Annotated in this window: 19 protein-coding genes; 5 read left to right on the top strand and 14 right to left on the bottom strand. The window is 71.7% G+C overall.

The genetic code is table 11. The features are described 5' to 3' along the window. Positions 1 to 78: 78 nt before the first annotated feature. Positions 79 to 570, bottom strand: coding sequence for a phage holin family protein (locus ACZ4N5_RS07160; protein WP_467756305.1), 492 nt, complete (start codon positions 568 to 570; stop codon positions 79 to 81). 180 nt (positions 571 to 750) lie between these two features. Here ACZ4N5_RS07160 and ACZ4N5_RS07155 point away from each other — a divergent pair, with 180 nt between their 5' ends. After that, complete coding sequence (locus ACZ4N5_RS07155) at positions 751 to 1,098, top strand: VOC family protein (protein WP_365872384.1); 348 nt, start codon at positions 751 to 753, stop codon at positions 1,096 to 1,098. A 154-nt stretch (positions 1,099 to 1,252) separates the two neighbouring features. Here ACZ4N5_RS07155 and ACZ4N5_RS07150 read toward each other — a convergent pair whose 3' ends face one another. The 12 genes from ACZ4N5_RS07150 to ACZ4N5_RS07095 all read right to left on the bottom strand — a co-directional run bounded on the left by ACZ4N5_RS07150 (position 1,253) and on the right by ACZ4N5_RS07095 (position 17,633). Next, complete coding sequence (locus ACZ4N5_RS07150) at positions 1,253 to 3,229, bottom strand: DUF5107 domain-containing protein (RefSeq protein ID WP_467756100.1); 1,977 nt, start codon at positions 3,227 to 3,229, stop codon at positions 1,253 to 1,255. A 51-nt stretch (positions 3,230 to 3,280) separates the two neighbouring features. Next, the gene (locus ACZ4N5_RS07145) at positions 3,281 to 4,177 is read right to left on the bottom strand and encodes an arginase family protein (RefSeq protein ID WP_467756099.1); all 897 of its coding nucleotides are present in this window, start codon (positions 4,175 to 4,177) and stop codon (positions 3,281 to 3,283) included. Between the two features lie 223 nt (positions 4,178 to 4,400). Next, complete coding sequence (locus ACZ4N5_RS07140) at positions 4,401 to 4,949, bottom strand: GNAT family N-acetyltransferase (protein WP_467756098.1); 549 nt, start codon at positions 4,947 to 4,949, stop codon at positions 4,401 to 4,403. 26 nt (positions 4,950 to 4,975) lie between these two features. Continuing rightward, positions 4,976 to 5,227 (bottom strand): DUF1049 domain-containing protein, encoded by a 252-nt coding sequence (locus ACZ4N5_RS07135; protein ID WP_467756097.1) that lies wholly within the window; start codon positions 5,225 to 5,227, stop codon positions 4,976 to 4,978. A 317-nt stretch (positions 5,228 to 5,544) separates the two neighbouring features. Continuing rightward, positions 5,545 to 6,471 (bottom strand): S66 peptidase family protein, encoded by a 927-nt coding sequence (locus tag ACZ4N5_RS07130; RefSeq protein ID WP_467756304.1) that lies wholly within the window; start codon positions 6,469 to 6,471, stop codon positions 5,545 to 5,547. Positions 6,472 to 6,673: 202 nt separating this feature from the next. Beyond that, the gene (locus ACZ4N5_RS07125; RefSeq protein ID WP_467756096.1) at positions 6,674 to 8,647 is read right to left on the bottom strand and encodes a prolyl oligopeptidase family serine peptidase; all 1,974 of its coding nucleotides are present in this window, start codon (positions 8,645 to 8,647) and stop codon (positions 6,674 to 6,676) included. A gap of 9 nt (positions 8,648 to 8,656) precedes the next feature. Next, entirely contained in the window at positions 8,657 to 9,961 is a 1,305-nt protein-coding gene (locus tag ACZ4N5_RS07120; RefSeq protein ID WP_467756095.1) for a M20/M25/M40 family metallo-hydrolase, read from the bottom strand. Next, positions 9,954 to 10,787: a M55 family metallopeptidase gene (locus tag ACZ4N5_RS07115; RefSeq protein WP_467756094.1), complete on the bottom strand. Its 834-nt coding sequence runs from the start codon at positions 10,785 to 10,787 to the stop codon at positions 9,954 to 9,956. The genes ACZ4N5_RS07120 and ACZ4N5_RS07115 overlap by 8 nt, the downstream gene beginning before the upstream one ends. Positions 10,788 to 10,862: 75 nt before the next feature. Beyond that, the gene (locus ACZ4N5_RS07110) at positions 10,863 to 11,588 is read right to left on the bottom strand and encodes a class I SAM-dependent methyltransferase (RefSeq protein ID WP_467756093.1); all 726 of its coding nucleotides are present in this window, start codon (positions 11,586 to 11,588) and stop codon (positions 10,863 to 10,865) included. Between the two features lie 287 nt (positions 11,589 to 11,875). Continuing rightward, on the bottom strand, positions 11,876 to 14,329 hold the full coding sequence (locus ACZ4N5_RS07105; RefSeq protein ID WP_467756092.1) for a SpoIIE family protein phosphatase: 2,454 nt from the start codon (positions 14,327 to 14,329) through the stop codon (positions 11,876 to 11,878). Between the two features lie 246 nt (positions 14,330 to 14,575). After that, the gene (locus ACZ4N5_RS07100) at positions 14,576 to 16,963 is read right to left on the bottom strand and encodes an MFS transporter (RefSeq protein ID WP_467756091.1); all 2,388 of its coding nucleotides are present in this window, start codon (positions 16,961 to 16,963) and stop codon (positions 14,576 to 14,578) included. A gap of 226 nt (positions 16,964 to 17,189) precedes the next feature. Next, entirely contained in the window at positions 17,190 to 17,633 is a 444-nt protein-coding gene (locus ACZ4N5_RS07095) for an SRPBCC family protein (RefSeq protein WP_401331001.1), read from the bottom strand. Between the two features lie 183 nt (positions 17,634 to 17,816). Here ACZ4N5_RS07095 and ACZ4N5_RS07090 point away from each other — a divergent pair, with 183 nt between their 5' ends. From ACZ4N5_RS07090 to ACZ4N5_RS07080, 3 genes are all read left to right on the top strand, one after another. Next, positions 17,817 to 18,884: an Rv2578c family radical SAM protein gene (locus tag ACZ4N5_RS07090; RefSeq protein ID WP_467756090.1), complete on the top strand. Its 1,068-nt coding sequence runs from the start codon at positions 17,817 to 17,819 to the stop codon at positions 18,882 to 18,884. A 222-nt stretch (positions 18,885 to 19,106) separates the two neighbouring features. Beyond that, on the top strand, positions 19,107 to 20,696 hold the full coding sequence (locus ACZ4N5_RS07085; protein WP_467756089.1) for an alpha/beta hydrolase: 1,590 nt from the start codon (positions 19,107 to 19,109) through the stop codon (positions 20,694 to 20,696). A gap of 182 nt (positions 20,697 to 20,878) precedes the next feature. Further along, the gene (locus tag ACZ4N5_RS07080) at positions 20,879 to 21,412 is read left to right on the top strand and encodes a GNAT family N-acetyltransferase (RefSeq protein WP_467756088.1); all 534 of its coding nucleotides are present in this window, start codon (positions 20,879 to 20,881) and stop codon (positions 21,410 to 21,412) included. A gap of 130 nt (positions 21,413 to 21,542) precedes the next feature. Here the strand turns inward: ACZ4N5_RS07080 and ACZ4N5_RS07075 are convergent, their stop codons facing one another. Next, positions 21,543 to 22,121, bottom strand: a complete 579-nt coding sequence (locus tag ACZ4N5_RS07075) for an adenylosuccinate lyase (RefSeq protein WP_467756087.1) — start codon at positions 22,119 to 22,121, stop codon at positions 21,543 to 21,545. Between the two features lie 369 nt (positions 22,122 to 22,490). Here ACZ4N5_RS07075 and ACZ4N5_RS07070 point away from each other — a divergent pair, with 369 nt between their 5' ends. Next, positions 22,491 to 24,296 carry a 3-hydroxyacyl-CoA dehydrogenase family protein gene (locus ACZ4N5_RS07070; protein ID WP_467756086.1) on the top strand — a complete coding sequence of 602 codons (1,806 nt, stop codon included), beginning with the start codon at positions 22,491 to 22,493 and terminating at the stop codon, positions 24,294 to 24,296. Positions 24,297 to 24,371: the final 75 nt, after the last annotated feature.

Raw genomic sequence — 24,371 nt, 5'->3', positions numbered from 1 at the left:
GGGCTTTCCGCGTATCCCTGACCGAGGTGCCCAAACATGGGCACCTCCGACTTTTCGCCGGCTCCAAAGGGGCCCAGGTCAGCGCGCCCGGCGGAGCCACGCCTCGGGGTCGTCGGAGAGGTCCGCGCCTGTGCCCGTGCCGCGTACATCGGGCGTCCCGGACTGGATCGGCGGATACAGCAGGCCCATGCCGCCGGGCGGGGAGGCGGGCGGGCTGCCGCCGACGACCCGGCCGGGCGGGACAAGCTCGTGCGCGCGTCGGGTCGTCGGCCGGGGCGCGGACGGCCGGGCCATGCCCCGCAGCACGTGGGCGACGGCCCCGAGCACCGCGGCGGCGATCAGGGCGGCGGCCCATCCGGGCAGCACCGACGCGAGCGCCAGACCGAGGGCGAGGACCACGGCGCCACCCGCGTACAGCGCGGCGGCCCCCGAAGCGGCGTACAACGCGGCCGTCCGGCGCTGTTCGCCCGTCCGCTCCCGCAGTTCGTCGCGGATGGTCTCGCGGGCCACCATGGTGAGTTCGTCGACGAGTTCCTTGTCCAGATGCTCCAGATGTTCCAGGTGCTCGATGCGCTTCATGGTGTGCGGGTACCCGGCCGACCGAACCCGTAACGGGAAGGCCCCGGACGCCCAACGATCGCCAATTGGCGATTGGCGATTGGCGATTGGCGACCAGCGACCAGCGACCAGCGACCAGCGACCAGTCGAAACGATCTCCTGCTCCGTCCGTCCCCAACTAGGCTCGTCTCCATGGAGATTCTGGGAGCCACGTTGCGCGTCTGCGTCGACGACCTGGAGACTGCGGTCCCCTTCTACGAACGGCTCGCGGGCGGCAGAGCGCTCCGCTTCGAGCGCGGCGGTGTGTCGGTCGCCGCGATCGGCTGCTTCCTGCTGATGAGCGGGCCCGAGTCCGAACTCGACGTGCTGCGCAAGGTCGCCGCGACCATCGCCGTCAAGGACGTCGAGGAGACCGGCCGGGTCCTCACCGACCTCGGCGCCCGTGTCGTCGCGGGCCCGGTGGAGACCCCCGGGGGCCGCAACCTCATCGCCGTGCATCCGGACGGGTCGGTGTACGAGTACGCGGACCGCCGTGGCTGAGACGCGGACGCACCGGGGCTGAGACACGCAGACCCGAGATGCGACGGACCTGAGACGCGACGGGCCTAGGATGCGACGGACCTGAGACGCGACGGACCTCGGGTGCCCCGCCCCTCCGTGCGGTGGGACACCCGAGGCCGTGAGCGCGGCAGGCTCAGAGCGTGGACGGCGGCCGCATGCGGAAGTCGTAGCGCTCCGGCAGCGGCTCGTCACCGAGCCGGGACCACAGCCGGTCGATGGTCTCCGATCCCTCCCGCAGGTCGGCGACCTCGAAGCCCGCGTCGAAGATCGCCCGTGCGTCCTCGCGGCGGCCCTCGGCGAGGAGCAGTTCGGCCTCGACGAGGCGGAACCGGCCACGGTCCCGGGTCCCGGGCCGCAGCCGCTCCCACACGGCCCGCGCGTCCGCCGGACGGCGGGCCGTCAGCAGCGCCTCGACGGCCTCGCGGCCGAGCGCGGCCGTCGTCGCGGTCCACCGTTCCCCGTCGTCGCGCCGCTCCCGGCACAGGTCGTCGAATGCCTCGGCGTAACGGTCGGCGGCGCGCTCGTGGTTGCCGGCTTCCTGGTCGGCGACGGCGAGGCAGCGCAGCAACGGCCAGAGCGACGGCGCGAGTTCGAGTGCCCGTTCCCAACTCCGCACGGCCTGAGCGACATCACCGGCATGCCACTGGGCGACGCCGAGGTGGTACTCGGTGATCGGTACGGCCGGGGCCGTCTCCAGCATGTCGCGCCAGTGCGAGGACACCAGCGTCTCGCCGGGCGGCCCGACCCGCCGGGGCTCCGGGAACGCGCCGGACCGCAGCAGCTCCCGCCACGGCGCCTGGTCGTCGCCGAGCGTGCTCTCGTCGAACGGGGTGCCGGGCAACTTGTGGGCGCCGCGCAGCACTTCGAGTGCTCCCCAGCCGGATCCGACGGCGAGCACCTCGCCGGGATCCTTGTCGGCGTGCGGCAGCCAGGCGGCGTACGCGGCGTCGACCGTGTCCCGGGAGAGGGCGCTCTCCAGCCGGCCCTCGACGTCCGCCCGCGCGGCCTCCCAGTCCGCCCCGTGCGCGGTCTCCGCGCTCACGGACAACGGCCCGTAGGCCTCCAGCCAGGAGACATCGCTCTCGGCTTCGAGCCGTACGTGTTCGAGCTGGGTACGGGCCAGTCCGGCCTGGATCTCGCAGTACCCGCCGGTCCCCGGCTCGGTCAGCCACTCCTGCCAGCGCCGCCCGCCGGGCCCCGAGCCCCAGACGAACAGCTTGCGCCCGCGCAGGACATCGGTGGACGTCTGGACCAGCCCCTCGCCCGCGTCGTCGACCGCGGCGATCCAGCGGCGCCGCCCGTCGGGCACCTCGTAGAAGTAGTCAGCGGGGAAAGTGCTGTTGAGCGGGTACGTCCGGTCGATCCCGTCGTACGCCGGCACGGGCACCCGGCGCAGCCGTCGCTCGTAGCCGAAGTGCCAGGCCTCCTCGGCCGGGGCGAGCACCCGGCGCTCCTCGGGGACCGCGATGTTGGACCACCAGTACAGCGGGGCGGGCTTCTCGTGGGGATTGCGGACGCGGACGCCCACGTACAGGAAGTCGGAGCCGTCCGGCAGCCACAGATCGACCTGGAAGGGGAGGTCGCGCAGCCGTTCCCACTCCCACAGGCGCAGCATCTCGCCACCGTCGGGGGCGGGAACGCGGGCGGCGTGGACGGGTGAGCACGACAGGGTGGTGTGCCCGGTCGCGCCGATGTTCCACTCGATGCCGCCGGAGAACCAGGCGCCGTTGAGGGCGAAACAGGCAGGCTGGAGCACCGGGTTGCTGTAGAGGAGTTCCGTCGCGGAGGGTTTGTGGAAGAGCGAGACGATACGGCCGCCGAAGCCGGGCAGCACGGTGGCGCGCAGCCGGTCGTTCTCGATCACGATCGTGTCGAGTTCGCGGAGCGGCCGTTCTCGCTCGTAGCCGTCCCGTATGCGCTCCGGCAGCACGCTGCGCAGCGGCTCGTACCCGATCTGCCGGGCCATGTCGCTCGGCAGGCCGACGCGGTCGCGGTCGTCGATGGTGTGCATCTCGTCGAGGGTCCGCAGGGGCGGCAGCGGGTTGCTCGGGCCCAACTCCGCCGCCGGGAGGGTCAGTACGTCACGTCGGATCGTCGTCACGATGACCATGGAACATGGTCATCGGCCTGCTGACCAGGGTATCCGCTCGTCAGAATCAGGTCAGGACTCCGCAAAGGCGCCGACGACCAGGTCCGCGAGGAGCGCTCCCGCGGTGCCGTCGGGGTCCAGGTCGGGGTCGTAGATGGTGACGTTGAGGCCGACGCAGCACGGGGAGCGGACCAACGGGCGGAGCAGCGCGAGGAGTTCGTCGGGGAACAGGCCCTCGGGGTCCGGACTGTCCACGGCGGGCATCACGGTCGGATCGAGCACGTCCGCGTCGAAATGCACCCAGAAGCCGTCCAGGTGCGGAAGTTCGAGGGTCGCCAGGGCGGCCCGCGCGATCGCGTCCACGCCCCAGGTGCGCAGCTCCCCGACGGTCGTCGTGGGGATCTTCAGCGCGGCGAGTTCGTCGCGCTCGTCGTCGTAGTCGCGGATGCCGAAGAGCCGTACGTCCTCGTCCCGCAGATAGGGCCCCAGCCCTTCGATGTCCGAGAGGTCGTCCTGGCCACGGCCGGTGGCGATCGCGAGTTCCTCGCCCCCGGCCGCGCCGACGCGGTCGGAGTTCCCGGCGTGCCGGAAGTCGGCCGAACCGTCGACGGCCACCAGCCCGAAGCGGCCGATGCGGCGCAGGGCGAGGGAGGCGCCGAGCTGGATGGAACAGTCGCCGCCGAGGACGACGGGAAGGTCACCGGCGCGGACGTGGCGTTCGACGCGATCGGCGAGTCTGCGGGTGTAGGTGGCGATGGCCGCCGCGTTGAAGACGCCGTCGCCCTCCTGCCAGTCCCCCCGGTCGTAGCGCGGCGGCACGACCACACCCCCTTCCAGAGCACCGAGCCTCTGCACGATCCGCTGCTCGCGCAGCGCGCCGGCCAGCTTGTAGCAGCCGGGGACGGTGCCGGGCGCGGGCGGGCGCAGGCCGAGGTTGGAGGGAGCGTCCAGAACGACGATGTTCCGCATGCCTTCATCCTCCGCCGGGCGGACCACACGGGGAAGGACGCCCAGCGAAGCCGGGCGTGCCGGGGAGCCGCCGCGTGCCGTCGAGTTGGGGGTGCCAGGGAAGCGTGTGTGCCGGGGAGCCGGGGGTGGCCGGGGAGCCGCGGGAAGTGCCGTCTTCCGGAGGCCCGCCCGCGCTCACCCGCGAGCGGTCGTCAGCTGACGTCGACGGGGCGTCAGCGATGCGTCAGCGGGGCGTGACCATCTCGGCGGTGATCGCCCACCGTTCGTGGTCCCGCCAGGCGCCGTCGATGTGGATGAAGGCCGGCGAGAAGCCTTCGAGCCGGAAGCCGCAGCTCCGGGCGAGTGCGATCGACGCCGCGTTGCCGGGCTGCACGTTGATCTCCAGCCGGTGCAGGCCCATCTCCCCGAAGGCGTACCGCACGACGAGGCCGAGCCCCTCGGTCATCAGCCCGCGCCCAGCGGCGTGCGCGAAGGCGCCGTAGCCGAGGGCACCGCACAGGAAGCCGCCCTCGACGATGTTGTTGATGTTGATGAATCCGGCGATCCCCCCGCCGTCCCGTTCGCAGACGAGGAACCCTGCCTTGGTCGGGTCCTCGATGAGCCGCCCCGCGTAGGCGGCATAGGCGTCGAGACTGCCGGGCGGGAAGAGCCACGGCTGGTGGAGGCTCTTGCTCTCCCTGGCCCGCGCGGTGAACTCCGCAGCGTCCTCGAGGGTGAAATGCCGTATGCCCACGCGGGGGCCCTCGGCGAGATAACCGGCGTTCTGAGGCATCCCGTCACCTTACGCGAGCAGGTGTTTCAGCGTCTGCGTCTCGCTGCGTACGCACCGCACACCACGCCGATCAGCCCGGTGGCGAGCAGCGCCACCCACAGCGGCATGATCACCTCGGGGATGAGCAGCCGGATCCTGGTGCTGCGGGTGTTCTCGAAGATGAAGATCAGGGCAAGGACGGCCAGTACGAGGACGGCGATCCTGGCCGGCGTCAGCGGCCCCTCGCGGGTGCCCTTGCCGCCGCTCGTACCGGCGTTCTTGGAGGTCTTCGGGCTCATGCGCTCAGCATGATCCAGAAGCCGCCGGTACGCGCGGCGGGAGCTTCCTCCGGGTGACCGCGGTGACGGGCGTCGCCCGTCCCCGGCCGCCGGGGCGCCGACGTGCCGGGGTCCCCGGAGTCGCACCCCGACCGCGCCGCGACCGCGCCCCGACCCGACCATAACCAGGGCGGACGCGTGCGGGACGCGACCACGGATGGGGCACGACGGTGAGCGAGGCACGACCCCGCATGGGGCACGACGGTGAGCGAGGCACGACCACGGACGGCCCCCGACCGCGAAAGGGGCACACCCCTCAGCGCGGCGCGACCGTGACGTCAGAGCAGCGCCGGCTCGTCGAGTGTGAGTGTCCCCGCGTCCGCGTCGAGTTCGGCGCGGACGCCGAACGGCATCGTCAGAGTCCCCTCGGCGTGCCCGAACCCGAAGTGCTCGACGACCGGAACGCCGAGCCCGCCGAGCCGGTCGGCGAACACCGCGCGCAGTCCGTCGTACGGTCCGCAGTCCACCCAGGAGCCGAGCGCGACCCCGGCCACCCCGTCCAGCCAGCCGGTGCGCAGCAGCTGCGTCAGGATCCGGTCCAGCCGGTAGGCCTCCTCGCCGATGTCCTCGATCAGGAGCAGCCCGTCGCGGGCGGAGACACGGGCGTGCGGTGTGCCGACGTCCGCGGCCAGCAGACTCGCGCAGCCGCCGAGTGTGACACCGCGGGCCTTGCCTGGGACGAGCGGGACGGCTTGGCCGGAGGCGATGGTCCGCACCGACTCGGGTTCGAAGAGAGTCGCCCGCAGATGCTCCTGCGACCGGGCGTTCTTCAGGAAGCCGACGGATGCGACCATCGGCCCGTGCAGTGTCGCGAGCCCCACCCGCGTGGCGAACGCCTCGTGCAGTGCGGTGATGTCGCTGAAGCCGAGGAAGACCTTGGGGCCCGCGGCCCGGATGGCGTCCCAGTCGAGCAGGTCGATCATGCGCTGGGCGCCGTAACCACCACGGGCGCACAGCACCGCGGCCACGTCCGGGTCGCACCAGGCCGCCTGGAAGTCGGCGGCCCGGTCCGCGTCCGTCCCCGCCAGGTAGCCGAACTCGGCGTGCCGGTCCAGGACATGGGGGGCGACGACCGGGTCGAGGTCCCAGCCGCGCAGGATGTCGAGGCCGGCCTCCAGCCGCTCCTCGGGGACGGGCCCGCTGGGCGCGACGACCGCGACCCCGGCCCCGGCGGCGAGCCGCGCGGGTCGGGTCAGGGCGGTGATCGGTGCGGTCGTTCGGGTCACTCGTACTGCTCCACTTCCTGGTGGTTCATCCGGTCGCGGTCGTCTCGCGCCGGGGCTCGCGAAACGCCGCGTGACAAAGTCCAGGCTGCCACGGCGGCCGGAACCGGCCCGACCCGGCCTGACCCGAACCGGCTCGGTCCGACCCGGCTCGGCCCGGTCCGCTCCCCGACGGCGGGCGGCCTCACTTGGACAGCTCCAGAGTGGGAATGTCGGGCGGGTTCAGTCCGAAGACCTGGGCGTACAGGGAGAGTTCGGACTCCAGGGCACACACCATCGTCTCGGCGCGCCGGAAGCCGTGCCCCTCCCCCTCGAAGGCGATATAGGCGTGCGGAACACGGCGGCCCGGCTCCTCGAGACGGGCGAGGAAGCGTTCGCACTGCACAGGCGGGCAGACGACGTCATCGAGTCCCTGGAGCAGCAGGAAGGGCGCGGTGATCCGGTCGGCGTGCGTGGACGGCGACCGCTCCGCATACCGCCCCGGCACCTCGGCGATCGGACCGACCAGCGATTCCAGGTACTGCGACTCGAAGTCGTGGGTCTCGCCCGAGGCCCATTCGGTGAGGTCGATGACGGGATAGAGGATCGTGCCGCAGGCGTAGACGTCGGTGGTGGCCAGCGAGGCGGCGGTGGTCCAGCCGCCTGCGCTGCCGCCGCGGATCGCGAGCCGGCGCGGGTCGGCGGTGCCCTCTTCGGCGAGCGCGAGCGCGACGGCCGCGCAGTCCTCGACGTCGACGACACCCCACTGTTCGCGCAGCTGGTTGCGGTACTCCCGTCCGTGGCCGGTCGATCCGCCGTAGTTGACCTCGGCCACGCCGATTCCGCGCGAGGTGAAGTAGGCGATCTCCAGGTCGAGAACGAGGGGCGACCGGCTGGTGGGGCCGCCGTGGACCCATACGACGTACGGAGGGAGTTCGTCGGCGAGGCCGACGTGGTCGGGGTGGTGCGGCGGGTAGATGTGCGCGTGGACCTCGCGTCCGGCCGGCCCGGTGAAGGTGCGGATCTGGGGTTCCGGGTAGTACGCGGGGTCGACCGGGTCGTCGTGCGCGGCGCCGATCACCCGGGCCCGCCCGGTGCTGGCGTCCAGTTCGACGACCTCGTGGGCGCTGCGCGGGCTGGCTCCGACGCCGACGACCCTGCTGCCGTGCACGGCGAGCGTCGGCGCGAACTCGGTCCAGGGGCCGGCCGTGTCGACGAGCTCGCCGGTCTCCGGGTCCAGTATCCCGAGCGCGGTGGCGCCCCGTCCGTGGACGACGGCGACCAGGCCGGTGTCCAGGGGCGCGAACCAGCGCTGTCCGACCTTCCAGAGGGGTCCGCCGAACTCCTCCTCGCGCGGACACACGGCGATCGCCTCGCCGTCCGCGCCGAGACGGTGGAGGTTCCACCAGCCGCTGCGGTCGCTGACGTAGAGCAGGGTGCCGTCGGCCGCCCAGTCGGCCTGGGCGACGGACTCCTCCGGGCCCCCCGCGACGGGACGCGGGGCGGACAGTGTGCCGTACTCGGTGACGTCCGCGAGGATCACCTCGGTGCCGTCCCACGGCATCCGGGGGTGGTCCCAGGCCAGCCAGGCCGCCTGCCGGCCGTCGGGCGAGAGCCGGGGCCCGGTGACGAACCGGTGCCGTCCGTCGGACAGCTCCCGCACGGCGTCCCGGTCGTATGCCGCCGATCCGTCCAGCGGCACCGCGACGACGGCCCGGCGCACGTCGGTGGGTGCGTCCCCGGTGAACTCCTCCATGACGCACCACACTTCGCCGCGCTCCACCCGCAGCTGCGGGTCCACCCAGCGCAGTCCGCCTCCCACCGGCGAGAGAGGGGTCAACGGGAGCGGTACACCGCCGGGTTCGCAGCGGTAGAGGCGCTGGTCGGCGAAGTTGACGAAGACGACCAGCGGGCCTTCGGGGCGCATGACTCCCGCCCAGGGGTTGCCGCCGTACTCCATGACGCGGCTGCGCACGTTCCAGGGGGCCGGGAGCACCGGCTCCTCGGTGCCGTCCGCCTTCCGCCGGACCAGTGTGCGCCGCCCGCCCTCGGTCGGCCGGGGCTCGGTCCACCAGGCCTCGTCGCCGACGAAGCCGACGAACTCGGGATGTCCGTCGTGCGCGGCGGCGAGCGTCGCGTCGATCGGCGAGGGCCATGCACCGTATGGCGTGGTCTGCATCTCTTCCCCCTAGGCCGTACGCAGAAAGCGGTCGAGAACGCGGACGCCGAAGTGGAGCGCCTCGACCGGGACGCGCTCGTCCACTCCGTGGAACAGAGCCTGGTAGTCGAAGCCCTCCGGGAGCTTCAGTGGTGCGAAGCCGTAGCCGGTGATGCCGAGGCGGGAGAACTGCTTGGCGTCCGTGCCGCCCGACATGCAGTACGGCACGACATGGCCCTCGGGTGCGAACTCCTCGACGGCCGCTCGCATCCTCGCGTACGTCGGCGAGTCCAGCGGCGCCTGGAGGGCCACCTCGTGGTGATGGAACTCCCACTCCACGTCGGGCCCGGTCAGCCGGTCCATCGTCGAACGGAACTCGTCCTCACCGCCGGGCAGATATCTGCCGTCCACGTAGGCGACGGCCTCCCCCGGAATCACATTGATCTTGTAACCGGCGCTCAGCATGGTCGGGTTGGCGCTGTTGCGGACGGTCGGCTCGACGAGCGCGGCGGCCGGACCGAGCTTGCGCAGGAGGGCGTCCACGTCGTCCAGGCCGCCGTCCACGCCGTACAGGGCGGCGAGTTCGGTCAGGGCGGCCCGCACGGTCGGGGTGATACGCAGCGGCCATTCGTGGGCGCCGATGCGGGTGATCGCGGCGGCGAGGCGGGTCACCGCGTTGCTCCGGTTCACCTTGGAGCCGTGCCCCGCGCGCCCCCGCGCGGTGAGCTTGAGCCAGCCGGTGCCGCGCTCGCCCGCCGCGATCGGATACAGCTGCCGGCCGCTGCCGTCGTGGAAGGTGAACGCCCCCGACTCGCTGATGCCCTCGGTGCAGCCCTCGAAGAGTCCGGGGTGCTCGTCGGCGAGGAAGCCCGAGCCGTCCTCGGCGCTCGCCTCCTCGTCGGCGGTGAAGGCGATGACCAGGTCGCGCCGGGGCCGTACTCCCTCGCGCGCCCAGGACCGGACGACGGCGAGGATCATCGCGTCCATGTTCTTCATGTCGACCGCGCCGCGTCCCCAGACGACGCCGTCGCGGATCTCTCCGGAGAACGGGTGGACGCTCCAGTCCTCGGCCTGGGCGGGCACCACGTCCAGATGACCGTGGACGAGCAGCGCGTCGGCGGACGGGTCGGTGCCCTCCAGCCGGGCGACGACGTTCGTGCGCCCCTTGGTGCGCTCCAGGAGTGTGGGTTCGAGGCCCGCCTCGGCCAGCCGCGCGGCGGCGTACTCGGCGGCCGGGCGCTCCTGGCAGTCTCCGCCGCCCCGGTTGGTCGTGTCGATCCGGATGAGGTCGGAGGTGAAATGGACGACCTCTTCGAGTGCCCGTGCGTCAGCCATACTGCTCCTCCACCGCGGCCGAGGCGATCGTGGTGACCGCCTTGAAGGTCCGAATCCCCTCGTACATCGTGTCGCTCGTGTACGCGATCTTGCGCTCGCCGACACGGCCGACGCCCGGCACGACGGTGGCGGCCATCGCCAGGTGCTCGGCGTCGAACTCCAGGGCGATGGTGAACGGGCCGCCGACGACCGACTCGTGCCGCACCGCCAGCGCCGCCGCCTCCTTGGCCGCCGCCCGGATGTCCGCGGCGGTCCTGGCCGGTGTGCGGCACACGGCCGCGTACCGCGAGACATGGTCCTTGACGGCGACCTTCAGCGCTTCGGGCGCGTACCCGAGGGCGTCCTCGCACGCCACGTCGTCGCCGGTGACCAGCACGACCGGCACGCCGTACTCGGCGACGACGTGGGCGTTGAGCAGCCCTTCACTGGCCCGTACGTCGTTGATCCACACGCCCGTGATGGAGTTCGCCAGATAGGTGTGCGCGAGGACACCCTCCATGCCCGCTCCCGCGTGGTAGCCGACGAACGCGATGCCGTCCACGTCGTCGTGCTGGACGCCTTCGACCATGGACAGCGACTTGTGCCGCCCGGTGAGCATCTCCGCTCTCTCGTCGAGCCTCTCCAGCAGCAGGTTCCGCATGGTCCAGTGGGCTTCGTTGATCAGCACCTCGTCGGCGCCGCCGTCGAAGAAGCCGAGCACCGCGGCGTTCACGTCCGAGGTGAACAGCGCGCGGCACCGCTCCCACTGGGGCGTCCCCGGCAGCACGTCGGCCGGCCAGGTCACACCCGTGGCGCCTTCCATGTCGGCGCTGATGAGGATCTTCATGCCCGAAACCGTACGCGCTTCGGCCTGGGCCCGGCAGAGCCTGTGGACAACTCTTACCGGTCCAGACCACTGATGTCACCCGGAGCGTCCGGCCACCAGCCACCGCGACGGAAGTTCGATGGGGGAGCCGTCGGGCGTGTGCTCGGTCGTGACGAGCGGGAGTTCGCCGCTCGCGAGGACCGTGAGGCCCGCCTGGCGCAGGTACTCGGGGACCGCGGCGTCCGCGACCTCGCCCGGGGCGATGCCGTGCCGGAACACCGGGGCCAGCTTGGCCGGAGGGCCGTCCGGACTCTGGGCCAGCCCCCGCAGGAGCGGACCGGCGGCCTCGGCGAGCTCGACCAGGAAGACCCGGCCCCGCTCCCCCACCAGAGTGGCCAGCCCGTCCGCCAGCGGCTGCCGGTCGTCCGGCTCGGCCTGGTGGAGCACGCCCCGCATATAGACGTTGGCGTCGCCGAGCTCCGCGTGCAGCGCCTCGGTCTCGGTCTTGTCCGCCGCGTCGAGCAGCCGGTAGCGGGCCCGGCCCGCCGGGTCGGCGGTGCGGGCGTGGTCGAGCGCCGCCGGCGCGAGGTCGGTGCCGACGACCTGCGGGAAACGGTCGGCCAGGAAGCGGGTCTGGGTGCCGTTGCCGCAGCCGAGGTCCACAAGGGGCAGGTCCGGTGCCGTCAGGAGCGGCTCGAAGAGGGCGAGGTGGACCGCGGCCGCGAGCGCGGGCTCGGCGTCCCAGAAGACCCCGCCCTGTTCGCCGGGGGCCTCGCGCCAGAAGCCCTCCCAGGCCCCTCTGTACCCACTGCTCACGCTCATGCCCGCTCCCGGGGTCGCGACCGCGCCCGCCGGGACCCGGCGGGCCTGATCGGTCTATCGCGCCCAGGCGTGCGGCGACAAGCCGACGGCGCATGCTTTCACCGCTCATTCGAACCACGTACGCCTTCGCAGGCCGAGCCCGCCTCCTGCCGTGCCCGCGTCACGGACGTGCGTCCGCATCACGGATGCGATTCCGCATCACGGAACCGAACCTTCTGCCGGGAGAACACGACGGCGTCGCGGGATCGAATCAACCGCGCGGGATCAACCAGTCTCGCGGCATCGACTCAGCCTCGCGGGAGCGTCAGTTCGAACCACACGGTCTTGCCCGCGCCGGTGCGGCTGGCCCCCCACTCGCGGGAGAGTGCGCTGACCAGGCGCAGACCGCGCCCGAACTCGTCGCCGGGACCCGCGCTGACCAGGTTCGGGAGTGTGTGGTCGTCGTCGTCCACCTCGCACAGCAGGGTGTCGCCGCGAACGAGCCGCAGCTCGATCCGGCGGGTGTGCGCATGTCGTACGGCATTGGTGACCAGCTCGCCGACCATCAGCTCGGCGTTGTCGGCGAGGCCGGACAGACCCCACACGTGCAGCTGTTCGCGGACCACGGCGCGCGCCCTGCCGACCTCGACCGGGTCGAGCACCAGGCGCCATGCGGCGACGTCCTCGGACTCGATTCCGTTGAGCCGGGCCATGAGCAGGGCGACATCGTCCTTGCGCCCGCCGCGGGTGTTGAGTGCGCGGATGATGGTGTCGCAGGCGTGGTCCATGGAGGCGGCCGGGTGGGCGGCGGATTCGCAGAGGGTGGCGAGGCCGACACCGATGTCCTCGCCGCGCACCTCGACGAGCCCGTCCGTGCACATCACGAGCCGGTCGCCGGGCTCCACTTGCACGTGGACCGCTTCGAAGGGCACTCCGCCGACCCCGATGGGCGCCCCGGTCGGCAGATCGAGCAGCTCGCTGCGGCCGTCCCCGGCGCGGACCAGGACCGGCGGGATGTGGCCCGCGTTGGCGAGGTGCAGCTCTCCGGCGATCGGGTCGTAGACGGCGTACAGGCAGGTCGCGAGATAGTTGTCGCCGAGGCGCTGGGCGAGGTCGTCGAGGTTGCGCAGAAGCTGGGCGGGCGGCAGGTCGAGCGCGGCCATGGTCTGTACGGCGGTGCGCAACTGGCCCATCATCGCGGCGGAGTTGAGGCCGTGACCCATGACGTCTCCGACGACCAGGGCGGTGCGCGAGCCGGGCAGCTTCACCGAGTCGAACCAGTCGCCGCCGACGCGTCCGAGGAGCGTGCCCGGCAGATAGCGGGTGGCGATGTCACAGCCGGCCATCCGGGGCGCGATGGTCGGCAGCATGCTGTCCTGAAGGGTCTCGGCGACGCTCTCCTGGTACGTGTACATGCGCGCGTTGTCCAGCACCAGGCCTGCACGGGCAGCCAGTTCGGCTCCGGTGACCCGGTCCATGTCGTTGAACTCGACGCGCTCCGGGTGACGCAGCAGGATCATGAACCCGAGCACCACATTGCGGGCCTTGAGCGGGACGACCAGCATGGAGCGGTGGGTGATGAGCGGCCTGATGTCGCGCTTCTCGAACTGCGCGGCGATCATGTGTCCCATCTGCTCGCTGATGCGCGGCACGAGGACGGGCTCACCGGTGGTCATGCACTGGAAGAAGGGTGTGTGCGCCGGGAAGGGCATGGCCTCGCCGACCGGCACGACATCGTCCCAGCGGCCCGGCTCGTCCGTGTGCTCCAGGGCGACCCGGTGCCACATGGTGGTGGTGTCGGGCACGCCTTCGGGAAAGCCCTCACCGGCGACGACCTGCTCACGCAGATAGGTGCCCGCCACGTCCGTGAAGCGCGGCACGACGGCGCGGCTGACCTCCAGGATGGTCTGCGACAGGTCGAGTGAGGTTCCGATGCGCCCGCTGACCTCGTTCAGGAACTCCAGGCGCTCACGCACGGCGACGTACTCGAGGTCCTCGCCCTCGTCGTCCGGGAGGTCCTGCGTCAAGGGCACGCCGGAGGCCGCCGCCCGTGCCGCCCGCTCGCGGCGCGCCTTGCGTTCCGCTCGCCTGGGCACTCCCCAGTCGGGGGTGACGGGCACCAGGTCGTTCTGGCTGAACTCCAGCACGGGATAGCCCAGTTCCAGAACCTGCGACACGATGCGAGCGCTCTCGCCGACGCTCATGCTGGGCAGGATCTCGGGCAGCCGGCGGGCCAGCTCCTCGGCGCCGGGAAAGTCGGTGTGCAGTGCGAAGCCGGGCGCGATGCGCTCGAAGGAGACGTCGTCGTCGTGGCGCATCGCGGCCGCGTCGGCGGCGAGCACGAGGAGCCGCTCCTTGCCGGGGCCGACCAGCGGGTAGGCCCACCACAGGACGTCGATCCGGTCGGGACCCGCCACGGTGAGCCGGGCGCGTCCGGCGGCCGGATAGGAGAGCCGCCCGCCCAGGGAGGACTCCAGGCCGGGCCCGAGTCCGTCGTACGTCGCCCAACTCCCGAAGGGGGCCGCGTCCGTGTCCTCGGGGAGCGCGCCGGAGACGGGGAGCAGGTCGACGACGTGCCGGCCCAGCGCTTCTTCCTTGGGGGCGCCGAACATACGACGCGCGCCGCTGCTCCAGTGGGAGACGAGCCCGTCGCGATCCACGACGACCACGGCGAGCGGGATGCGTCCGGCGGCGGCGTGCTCCACCGCGCCGTTCCCAGCTCCGCGGCTGGGAGCTGCGCCCACTTCCGTGCCACGGTCCATGGCCCAGGCCCTCTCTCCCCACGGCTCCGCAAGATCTGTGCCGCCCCCACTACCGTACGGCGGCGGCTCGTCGCGATGTGTGGCAACGGGGGAATTGACCTCCGCGGGGGCGGCTCCGGCGCGCGGCGCGCCCCCCGGGACGCCGGTTGATCCGGTCCGCCCGGCCCGTGCACCCGGCCCGGGTACCCGCATCGCGTGCCCGGCCCGCACACCGGCTCGCCCACCCGGATCGCGCGTGACCCTGTGTCAGTCCTCGTGCCCGAGTTGCAGGTCCCGTTCCGTCCGGTCGCCCCCGGCGACCTGGAGCACGGTGGCCACCGGCGGATAGCCCGCCGCGATCACGGTGTACTCGCCGGACGACAGATCGATGAACCGGAACGTTCCGTCAGGGCCGGTGGTGAGGGTGTCCACCACATTGCCCGCGGCGTCCAGCAGCGTCACGCGCGCGTCCTCGACGGGCCGTCCGCCGCCCGCCCGGACGGTGCCGCGCAGCACGGCGCCACCGGCGAGTTCGACGTCCTGGCGGGTCTCCCGGGCCGCCTGGACGGTCACCGGGAGCGCGGCGGGACGGAACGCGGGTGCGCCGGCGGCGAGGGTGTACTCGCCTGCCACCAGTTCCGTGAAGACGTAACCGCCCTCGCGTCCGCTGCGGGTGGTGGCCACCACCTCGCCGTGCACGTTGGTGAGGGTGACGGTGGCCTCCCGCACCGGGGTGCCGTCCGCGGTCAGCACGCTGCCGGCGAGGCGCCCCGCGCCGCCGAGCACGACGTCGAGTTCCACCGGCCGTTCGCCGACGGTCACCGAGACGGCCTGCGGCTGGTGGCCTCCGGCCGCGGCGATCAGCACGTACGAGCCCGCGCCGGGCGTGGACAGCGCGTACCGGCCGTCCTCCGCGCTGGCGCCCCGCCCGATCTGCTGTCCCCCGATGTCGATGAGGGTGAGCGCGGCGCGCGCCACGGCGGTGCCGTCGGGGTGCTGCACCGTGCCGCAGACGGGGATCCCGGCGGCGTACCCCGAACGGGCCTGCGGGATGCGGTCGTTCATCCGCGCGGCCTCCGGGTCGGAGGTGGATGCGTTGTGGGACACCAGCGGTCTCTCCTTGAGGAAGAAGGCGATGAACAGGCCGAGGACGAGTACCGGCACGAGGTAGAGGAAGATCCGCGGCATGGCGTCCGCGTAGGCGCCGATGTACCGGTCGCGCAGCGCGGCGGGCATCGCGTGGACGAGCTGCGGGGTGATGGACTCGGAGTCGGGGGTCGTCCCCGCGCGCGTGGGGAGGCGGTCGGCGAGCGCGTCGGCCAGCCGGTCGGCGAAGAGCGTGCCGAAGACGGCGGCTCCGACGCTGCCGCCGATCTGCCGGAAGTAGTTGTTGGCGCTGGTCGCGGTGCCGAGGTCCGCCGGTCGCACGGAGTTCTGCACGGCGACCACCAGCACCGGCATCACCATGCCGATGCCCACGCCGAGGACCCCCATCCAGATGCTGTAGTGCAGCCGGGACGTGCCGATGTCGAGGCGGGACAGCAGCCACATGCCGACGGCCGAGAGGGCGCAGCCGAGGACCGGGAAGACCTTGTAGCGGCCGGTACGGCTGATGAGCTGCCCGGAGACCACGGAGGCGACGACGATGCCGCCCATCATGGGGAGCATCAGGAGCCCGGATTCGGTGGCGCCCGCGCCATCCACCATCTGAAGAAACGTAGGGAGATATCCGGCAGCCCCGAACAGTGCGGCTCCGACGACCAGACCGACGAGCGCGGTGACGTTGAAGACGGGGTCCCGGAACAGCCTCAGCGGGATGAGGGGTTCGACCGCGAAGCGCTCGACGACGAGAAAGAGCACCGTCGTGGCGACCGCGCCCACCGCGAGTCCGAGGACGACCCGTGAGCCCCAGGCGTACTCGGTGCCGCCCCAACTGGTCAGCAGGACCACGCAGCTCGACGCGGCGGCGAGGAGCACCACCCCGAGGACGTCGACACGTCCTCGGACGGCGGGCTTCGGCAGTTTCAGTACGACGGTGACGACGGCCAGCGTGACCAGTCCGAAGGGCACGTTGATGTAGAAGCACCAGCGCCAGGACAGATGGTCGGTGAAGTAGCCGCCCAGCAGGGGTCCCGCGACCGAGGCGAGTCCGAACGCGGCGCCGATCAGCCCCATGAACCGGCCCCGTCGGCGCGGCGGCACGATGTCCGCGATGATCGCCTGCACGCCGATCATGAGGCCGCCGGCGCCGATGCCCTGGACCGCGCGGAAGGCGATCAGCTGGTCCATGGTCCGTGCCCGTCCGGCGAGCGCGGAGCCGATGACGAAGACGACGATGGCGAACTGGAAGACGCCCTTGCGGCCGTAGAGGTCGCCGAGCTTGCCGTAGACGGGGAGTCCGACGGTGGAGGTGAGCAGATAGGCGGTGATCGCCCAGGACATCCGGTCGAGGCCGTGCAGCTCTCCGACGATCTTCGGGAGCGCGGTGGCCACGATCATCTGCTCAAGTGCGGCGAGGAGCAGGGCCGGGATCAGCCCGCAGAAGATCAACCGCACCTGACGCGGGGCGGGTCGGACGGGCTCGGCGGCCACCGGAGGGGGCTTGCGCGCGAGTGCGACGGCCGGTTCGTCCTGCACCAGAGTGATCCCGCCCACGTACCGCTCCCCTCGTCGCACCCACCGCACAATTCCCGCTAATCGCGACAACTGCGAGCAAGCGTGACGAGTTACGGCGTACTGCCAGGCGAAAAGGAGATCCACCCGAAACGGTGAGGACACAACACGCCCTCGGGCACGGCCTTTTGGCGGACGCGCCCGCCAAGTCGCCGTCCGGGGGCCGCACCTCGACCCCCGGGAGTCACATGCCTCCGCGTCTCCGGGGCTACTTCTCGGTCTGCGTCGCGAGGTTGGCGAGCAGGGCGTCGTAGATGCGGCCGAGACCCTTGGGCGCGAAGGTCCTCTCGAAGAAGCCGCCGATGCCGCCCGCGCCGTTCCAGACGCTGGTGACGACGACGCGCGACTTGCCCTCTCCTGCCGGGGTGACACGCCACGTGGTGACCATCGAGGAGTTGCGGTCCTTCTCGACGAGCTCGCCGTCGGTGGGCTCGCTCACCTCCAGGAGACAGTCACGGACGCGCTTGCTGGTGGCCTGGAGCTTCCAGTGGACGAGGGTGCCCTCGCCGTCGCCGCCCTCGCGCACCTCGTACTCGCTGAAGTGCTCGGGCAGCAGCTTCGGGCGGGTGCCGCTGTAGTCGGCCAGGGCGTCGAACACCGCCTCCGCGTCCGCCGCGATGACCCGCTCCGTCGTGGCCTCGACCTGCGCCATGGCACTTCCTCCAGCACTTGGTTCCTCGGGGGTGTGCGGCCAGCCAACCACCCGGCGCCCCGGCCGCCCAAATCGGGGTGCCCGTGGGGTGCGGGCGGCGCCGACGGGGTGCCGCGGGAAACAGGTCGCACGATCAAGGGAACATGTGTTCTATTCTCTGTCCAGTGCTATCGAGGAGGCGCCATGCGCTGGGAGAACCTGACCGTGGACCCCGCCGGGGGCCCCGCCCGGGACGCCGCCCTGTTCGGCGCGGACGCGGTGACCACACGAACCTTCGACACTCCGGAGTTCCGGGGAATCACGTTCCACGAGATCCGGGCACGATCGATCGTGAACCGGGTGCCGGGGGCCTCCCGCATGCCCTTCGAGTGGACGGTGAACCCCTATCGGGGCTGCTCGCACGCGTGCGTCTACTGCTTCGCCCGCAAGACGCACAGCTATCTGGACCTCGACACAGGAATCGACTTCGACTCCCAGATCGTGGTGAAGGTGAACGCCCCGGAACTGCTGCGCCGCCAGCTCGCCTCACGCCGCTGGCACGGCGAGCACATCGCGATGGGCACGAACGTCGACTGCTACCAGCGCGCGGAGGGCCGGTACGGGCTCATGCCGGGCATCATCGCGGCCCTGCGCGACCACGCGAACCCCTTCTCGATCCTGACGAAGGGCACGCTCATCCTGCGCGACCTCGACCTCCTGAGGCAGGCGTCCGAGGTCACCGACGTCGGGATCTCCGTCTCCGTGGGCTTCACCGACACCGAGCTGTGGCGCACCGTGGAGCCGGGCACACCGGCCCCTGAGCGCCGCCTGGACGTCGTCCGCGCCCTGACGGACCACGGCATCGGCTGCGGGGTCCTGATGGCCCCCGTGATCCCCTTCCTGGGCGACCACCCCGCCCAGCTGCGCGCCACCGTGCGGGCCGTAGCGGCCTCGGGGGCGACCTCGGTGACCCCGCTGGTGCTGCACTTGCGGCCCGGCGCCCGTGAGTGGTTCATGGCCTGGCTGGAGCGCCACCACCCCCACCTCGTACCGCGCTACGAGCGGCTGTACGCGGAGGGTGCCTACGCCCCGAAGTGGTACCAGCGCCGGATCACCCGTCAGGTCCACGAGCTGGCACAGGAGTACGGCATCGGTCCCACGCGCGCGGGAATGCCGCGCCGGATCACCGCCTCCGAGCCCGCGGTCCCCTCGGCGCCCACGGTGTCGTCGGCGTCCACTGCGCCCGGACCGACTCAGCTGACGCTGCTCTGACGATCCATCACGGCGATCCACCACAGCGGGGGGTTCGCACGCTTCCGCGAAGCCGTCAGATCCCTGACGGCCGCCGGGAGCTCGTGTGACGGCATCCGAGCGCATCCGGCGATCCAATCGGGTCGAGTCTTGCCGGAACGCGTTCTTCCGGGACCCCCGTCCGGGACGATACGGCGAAGGCCGTGGCGTGCACGGCTCAAATCCTCCGTCCTGGGAGGCCTTGTGAAGAAACGCGCAGCTGCTCTGTGCGGGGCGGCCGCCGTGCTGGCCGGGGTGATCACTTCGATCCCCGCCGACGCGAGCGCCGGCTCCGCTGCCGCACCGCGCACCACCTCCATCCCGACCGCGAAACCCAGCTGGAAGAAGTGCGGCACCAGCGACTACCCGACGCTCCAATGCGCGTCCCTGAAGGTGCCGCTGGACCACACGAACCCGTACAGCGAGCGGATCACTCTCGCCCTGTCCCGCGTCCCGCACACCGCGAAGACGTACCAGGGGCCGCTGCTGGTCAACCCGGGCGGTCCCGGCGGCAGCGGGCTCACGCTGGCCGGATTCGTCGCCTCCACGCTGCCCAAGGCCGTGGCGGCGCAGTACGACGTCATCGGCTTCGACCCGCGCGGGGTCGGCGCGAGCAGGCCCGCGCTGGACTGCAAGCCGGGGCACTTCAAGCCCGTCCGCCCCGACACCGTCCCGAGCACCCGGGCCATCGAGAAGGCCAACCTCCGCCGCGCCAAGGCCTTCGCCGAGGCGTGCGGCACGAAGTACGCGAAGCTGCTGCCGTACATGGACACGGTGAGCGCGGTCCGGGACATGGACGCGATCCGCGGCGCGCTCGGCGCCAAGAAGATCAACTACTTCGGCTACTCGTACGGCACCTATCTGGGGGCCGTGTACGCCAAGCTCTACCCGCAGCGGGTCCGCCGACTGGTCCTGGACTCCATCGTCGACCCCACCGGTGTGTGGTACGACGACAACCTCAGCCAGGACTACGCCTTCAACGACCGTCACCTGGCGTTCCTGGCGTGGGTCGCCAAGAACAACGCGGCCTACAAGCTCGGCACCGACCCGGCCAAGGTCGAGGCCAAGTGGTACGCGATGCGCGCGGCGCTCGCCAAGAACCCCGCGCAGAAGAAGGTGGGCGCCTCCGAACTGGAGGACACCTTCATCCCGGGCGGTTACTACAACGGTTACTGGCCCTACCTCGCCGAGGCGTTCGCGTCCTATGTGAACAGCAAGAACTCGGACGCGCTCGTCGAGGCCTACGACAACTTCGCCGCCGTCGACGCCTCGGGCGACAACGGCTACAGCATCTACACGTCGGTGCAGTGCCGTGACGCGTCCTGGCCGCGCGACTGGCGCCAGTGGCGCGAGGACAACTGGGCGGTGTACGACAAGGCGCCGTTCATGGCCTGGAACAACGCCTGGTACAACGCGCCGTGCGCGTTCTGGCCCACGGACTCGCTCCGGCCGGTGGACATCTCCAACCGCCACCTGCCGCCGACCCTGCTCTTCCAGGCCACCAACGACGCGGCCACTCCCTACGAGGGGGGCGTCACCGTCCATCACCAACTGCGCGGCTCCAGCCTGGTGGTCGAGCAGGGCGGCGGGAACCACGGCATCACACTGAGCGGCAACGCCTGCCTGGACAAGTACCTGGCGGCGTATCTGACCAACGGCAAGGTGCCGCACGGCAGCGGCGAGGCCGACGCGGTGTGCAGGACACTGCCCGACCCGAAGCCGCTGACCGCGAAGGCCGCGTCCGCCTCCTCGCGGGGTTCGACGCTGCACGGACTGCTCGGCTACCGGGGCTGAACCTCCCCCGCAGCGAAGCCCGTCGGGGGCGTTGTCGGACCCATGGTCCACCATGGACCCATGAGCAGGCCGACACGCGTCTCCGCCCCCGACGGGCTCGCCCCAGCCGCCGCGCACTCCCGCGCCGTGGAGACCGAGGCGTACAGGGTGGTCGGCGCGTGAGCGGGCTACGGGTTCGTGAGATGACCCTCCACGACTGTCCGCGGGTGGCCGAGATCCGGGTGCGCGGCTGGCAGAGCGCGTACAGGGGCCTGATACCGCAGTCGTACCTGGACGGGCTCAGCGTGGCCGAGGACGCGGCGCGCCGCCGCCGCTACTTCGAACAGGGCGACGACAGCGTCGTCAACCTGGTCGCGGAGCGGGACGGCTCCGTGGTCGGCTGGGCCTGCCACGGACCGCACCGCGACAGCGAAGTGCGCGCCGGGGACGTCGAGTTGTACGCGATCTACGTGCATCCCGACCACCTGGGCCAGGGGGTCGGGCACGCCCTGCTCCGGGAGTCCGCCGACCGCTGTGCGGCGGCCGGGCGCGAGCGCATGCTGCTGTGGGTCCTCAAGGAGAACGCCACGGCCCGCCGTTTCTACGAACGGGCCGGCTTCCGTCCCGACGGCGCCGAGGAGCCCTTCGAGGCGGCCGGGGTCGAGGTACCCGAGGTGCGCTACGCACGCCTGCTGACCGGCACCGGGCTCGACCGACGGACGCCCGGTTCGCACTGACGCCGGACTCGACCGACGGACGCACGGTTCGCGCTGACGCCGGGCCGCGTACGTCGGCACCGGCACACCCGCGCCGGCCGACGTGAGCGGGCGGGCGTACAGGCAGGTACGCCCAGAGCCGCACCTACGCCTAAACCTGTTCCTTGGGCAACCGGGCCAGGGCGCGCACGGCCGTCTCCGCGAGCGCCGGGTGGGCCAGTGCCTCGTTCAGGACCGGTCTCGCGCGGACGTCGCCCAGGACGCCCAGGCCTTCCGCGCACGCGAGGGCGACCCTTCGGTACGGGTCGTGCGGACGCAGCCTGCGTTCCAGGGTGGTGATCAGCGCGGGTACGGCTTCGGGCGCGCGCAGTTCGACCAGCAGCCGTACCGGCTGGAGGGCGTAGGCGACCCGCAGCTCGTTCGTGGCGAGCGCCGCGGCGGCGCGGGCCGTGCGCGGGTCGCCGAGCCGGGACAGGGCTTGTGCGGCGGACGCGCAGCGCTGCGGATCGCGGTGGTTGAGCAGCAGGACGAGCGCTTCGAAGGCCCGCCGGTCCCCGGCCGTGCCGAGCCGGAAGGCTGCCAACTCCCGAGCCCAGAGCGGCTGTCCGGGCTCGGTCAGCGCGGCGGCCAACACGTCGGCGTCCTCGGTCGCCACAAGACGTTCGTATGGCCCCAAGGCTCCGGACTCGCTCCGTAGACGCTCCGTGAGCGATCGCAACGCTTCGTCCATGGGCTGAGCTTAGGGAAGCCCGTGAGGTGCGGGGACGTACATCACAAAGTCGGGGACTGGCGTGCTCGTTACTGACGAGTTAAGCTCAGACGAGCGAGTTACCCACTCGCGTCGAACCTCTCGGTGGCCTGGTGACGCAGCCATCGTGAGAGCAGTCGGTTCGGTACCTCAGGTACCTCAGTACGACATGGCTCCGGGACAGGGCCTGTCGGCTTTCACCGCCCATGGGCGCCCGTTCGTCGGCGCTTCGGGACGGCACCGGGCGTGTGCGCTCGTCAGCCCGGAAACACCCGCAACCTCCGCACGCCGTGCGCCTGTCGGCGTACCCGCGTGCGCTCCTCAGACGTCACCTCTTCCAGGAGTCCCGCGATGGCCACTCCCCTGTCCGACACCCCTCTGTCCCCGCTGAAGACCGTCGCCGTCATCGGCCTCGGCACCATGGGCACCGGCATCGCCGAAGTCCTGGCCCGAGCCGGCCGTGACGTCATCGGCATCGACATCAGCGAAGCCGCGGCCGCCCAGGCCGTGGCCACCCTCGAAGCCTCCACCGCCCGCGCCGTGCGCCGCGAGCACATGAGCGACGCGGAGCGCACCGACGCCCTCGCCCGCTTCCGTACCTTCACCGACCTCGCGGCCGCCGCCGACGCCGACCTCGTCATCGAGGTGACCCCGGAGTCGTACGACACCAAGCAGCAGGTCTTCCGGGCTCTCGACACCATCGTGCGCCCCGAGGCGATCCTCGCGACGGGAACCAACGCGCTGTCCGTGACGCGTCTGGCCGCCGACTCGGCCCACCCCGAGCGCGTGCTCGGTCTGCACTTCTTCAACCCGGCGCCCGCGATGAAGCTCGTCGAGGTCGTCTCCTCGGTGCTGACCGCGCCGGCGGCCGTCGCCGCGGTCACCGACCTGGCGCTCGAACTCGGCAAGGAGCCCGTCGCGGTCGGCGACCGCCCCGGTTTCGTCGCCGACGGGCTGCTCTTCGGCTACCTCAACCAGGCGGCCGCGATGTACGAGGCGAAGTACGCCTCCCGCGAGGACATCGACGCGGCGATGAAGCTCGGCTGCGGGCTGCCCATGGGCCCGCTCGCGCTGCTCGACCTGATCGGTGTGGACACCGCGCGGACCGTCCTGGAGGCGATGTACTCCGAGTCGCGCGACCGGCTGCACGCCCCCGCGCCCATCCTCAAGCAGCTCAGCGAGGCGGGCCTGACCGGGCGCAAGTCCGGCCGCGGCTTCTACTCGTACGACGCCCCGGGCAGCGACGCCGTCGTTCGGGACGCGCTGACGCCGCTCGACGGTGCCGTCCTGGCGCCGGGCCGCACGATCCGCTCGGTCGGGGTCGCCGGCTCCGGCACGATGGCCTCCGGTATCGCGGAAGTCTTCGCGAAGGCCGGATACGAGGTCGTCCTCGCGGCCCGTACGGAAGAGAAGGCGCAGACCGCGAAGGCCCGTATCGGCAAGTCGCTCTCCCGTTCCGTCGACAAGGGCCGGATGACGGCCGAGGCTGCGGCGCGGACCCTGGAGCTGATCACACCGACCGGCAGCTACGACGACTTCGCCGAGGTCGATCTGGCACTGGAGGCGGTCGCCGAGGACCTGGAGATCAAGCAGCAGCTGTTCGGCACGTTCGACAAGGTCTGCAAGCCCGGCGCGATCCTGGCCACCACCACCTCCTCGCTGCCCGTCGTCGCCTGCGCCCGCGCCACCTCGCGCCCGCAGGACGTGATCGGCATGCACTTCTTCAACCCGGCCCCGGCGATGAAGCTCGTCGAGGTCGTGCGGACCGTGCTGACCGCGGACGACGTGCACGCCACCGTGCGCGAGGTCTGCGCGAAGATCCGCAAGCACCCGGTGGACTGCGGTGACCGGGCCGGCTTCATCGTGAACGCGCTGCTCTTCCCGTACCTGAACAACGCGATCAAGATGGTGCAGGAGCACTACGCCTCGCTGGACGACATCGACGCGGCGATGAAGCTGGGCGGCGGATACCCGATGGGGCCCTTCGAGCTGCTCGACGTGGTCGGGCTCGATGTCTCGCTGGCCATCGAGAAGGTCCTGCACCGCGAGTTCCGCGACCCGGGACTCGCCCCGGCCCCGCTCCTGGAGCACCTGGTGGCCGCGGGCTGCCTCGGCCGCAAGACGGGCCGCGGCTTCCGCGAATATGCCCGCCGCTGAGCGTCCGGGCGACTGGTTCGCGGCCGACGCGGACTGGGGCGGACTCCTCGGCCCCGCCGGATACCCCCCGCCCGT

It is taken from the genome of Streptomyces sp. NPDC026500, from assembly GCF_055567635.1.
This window is presented reverse-complemented; position numbering and strand designations above follow the sequence as displayed.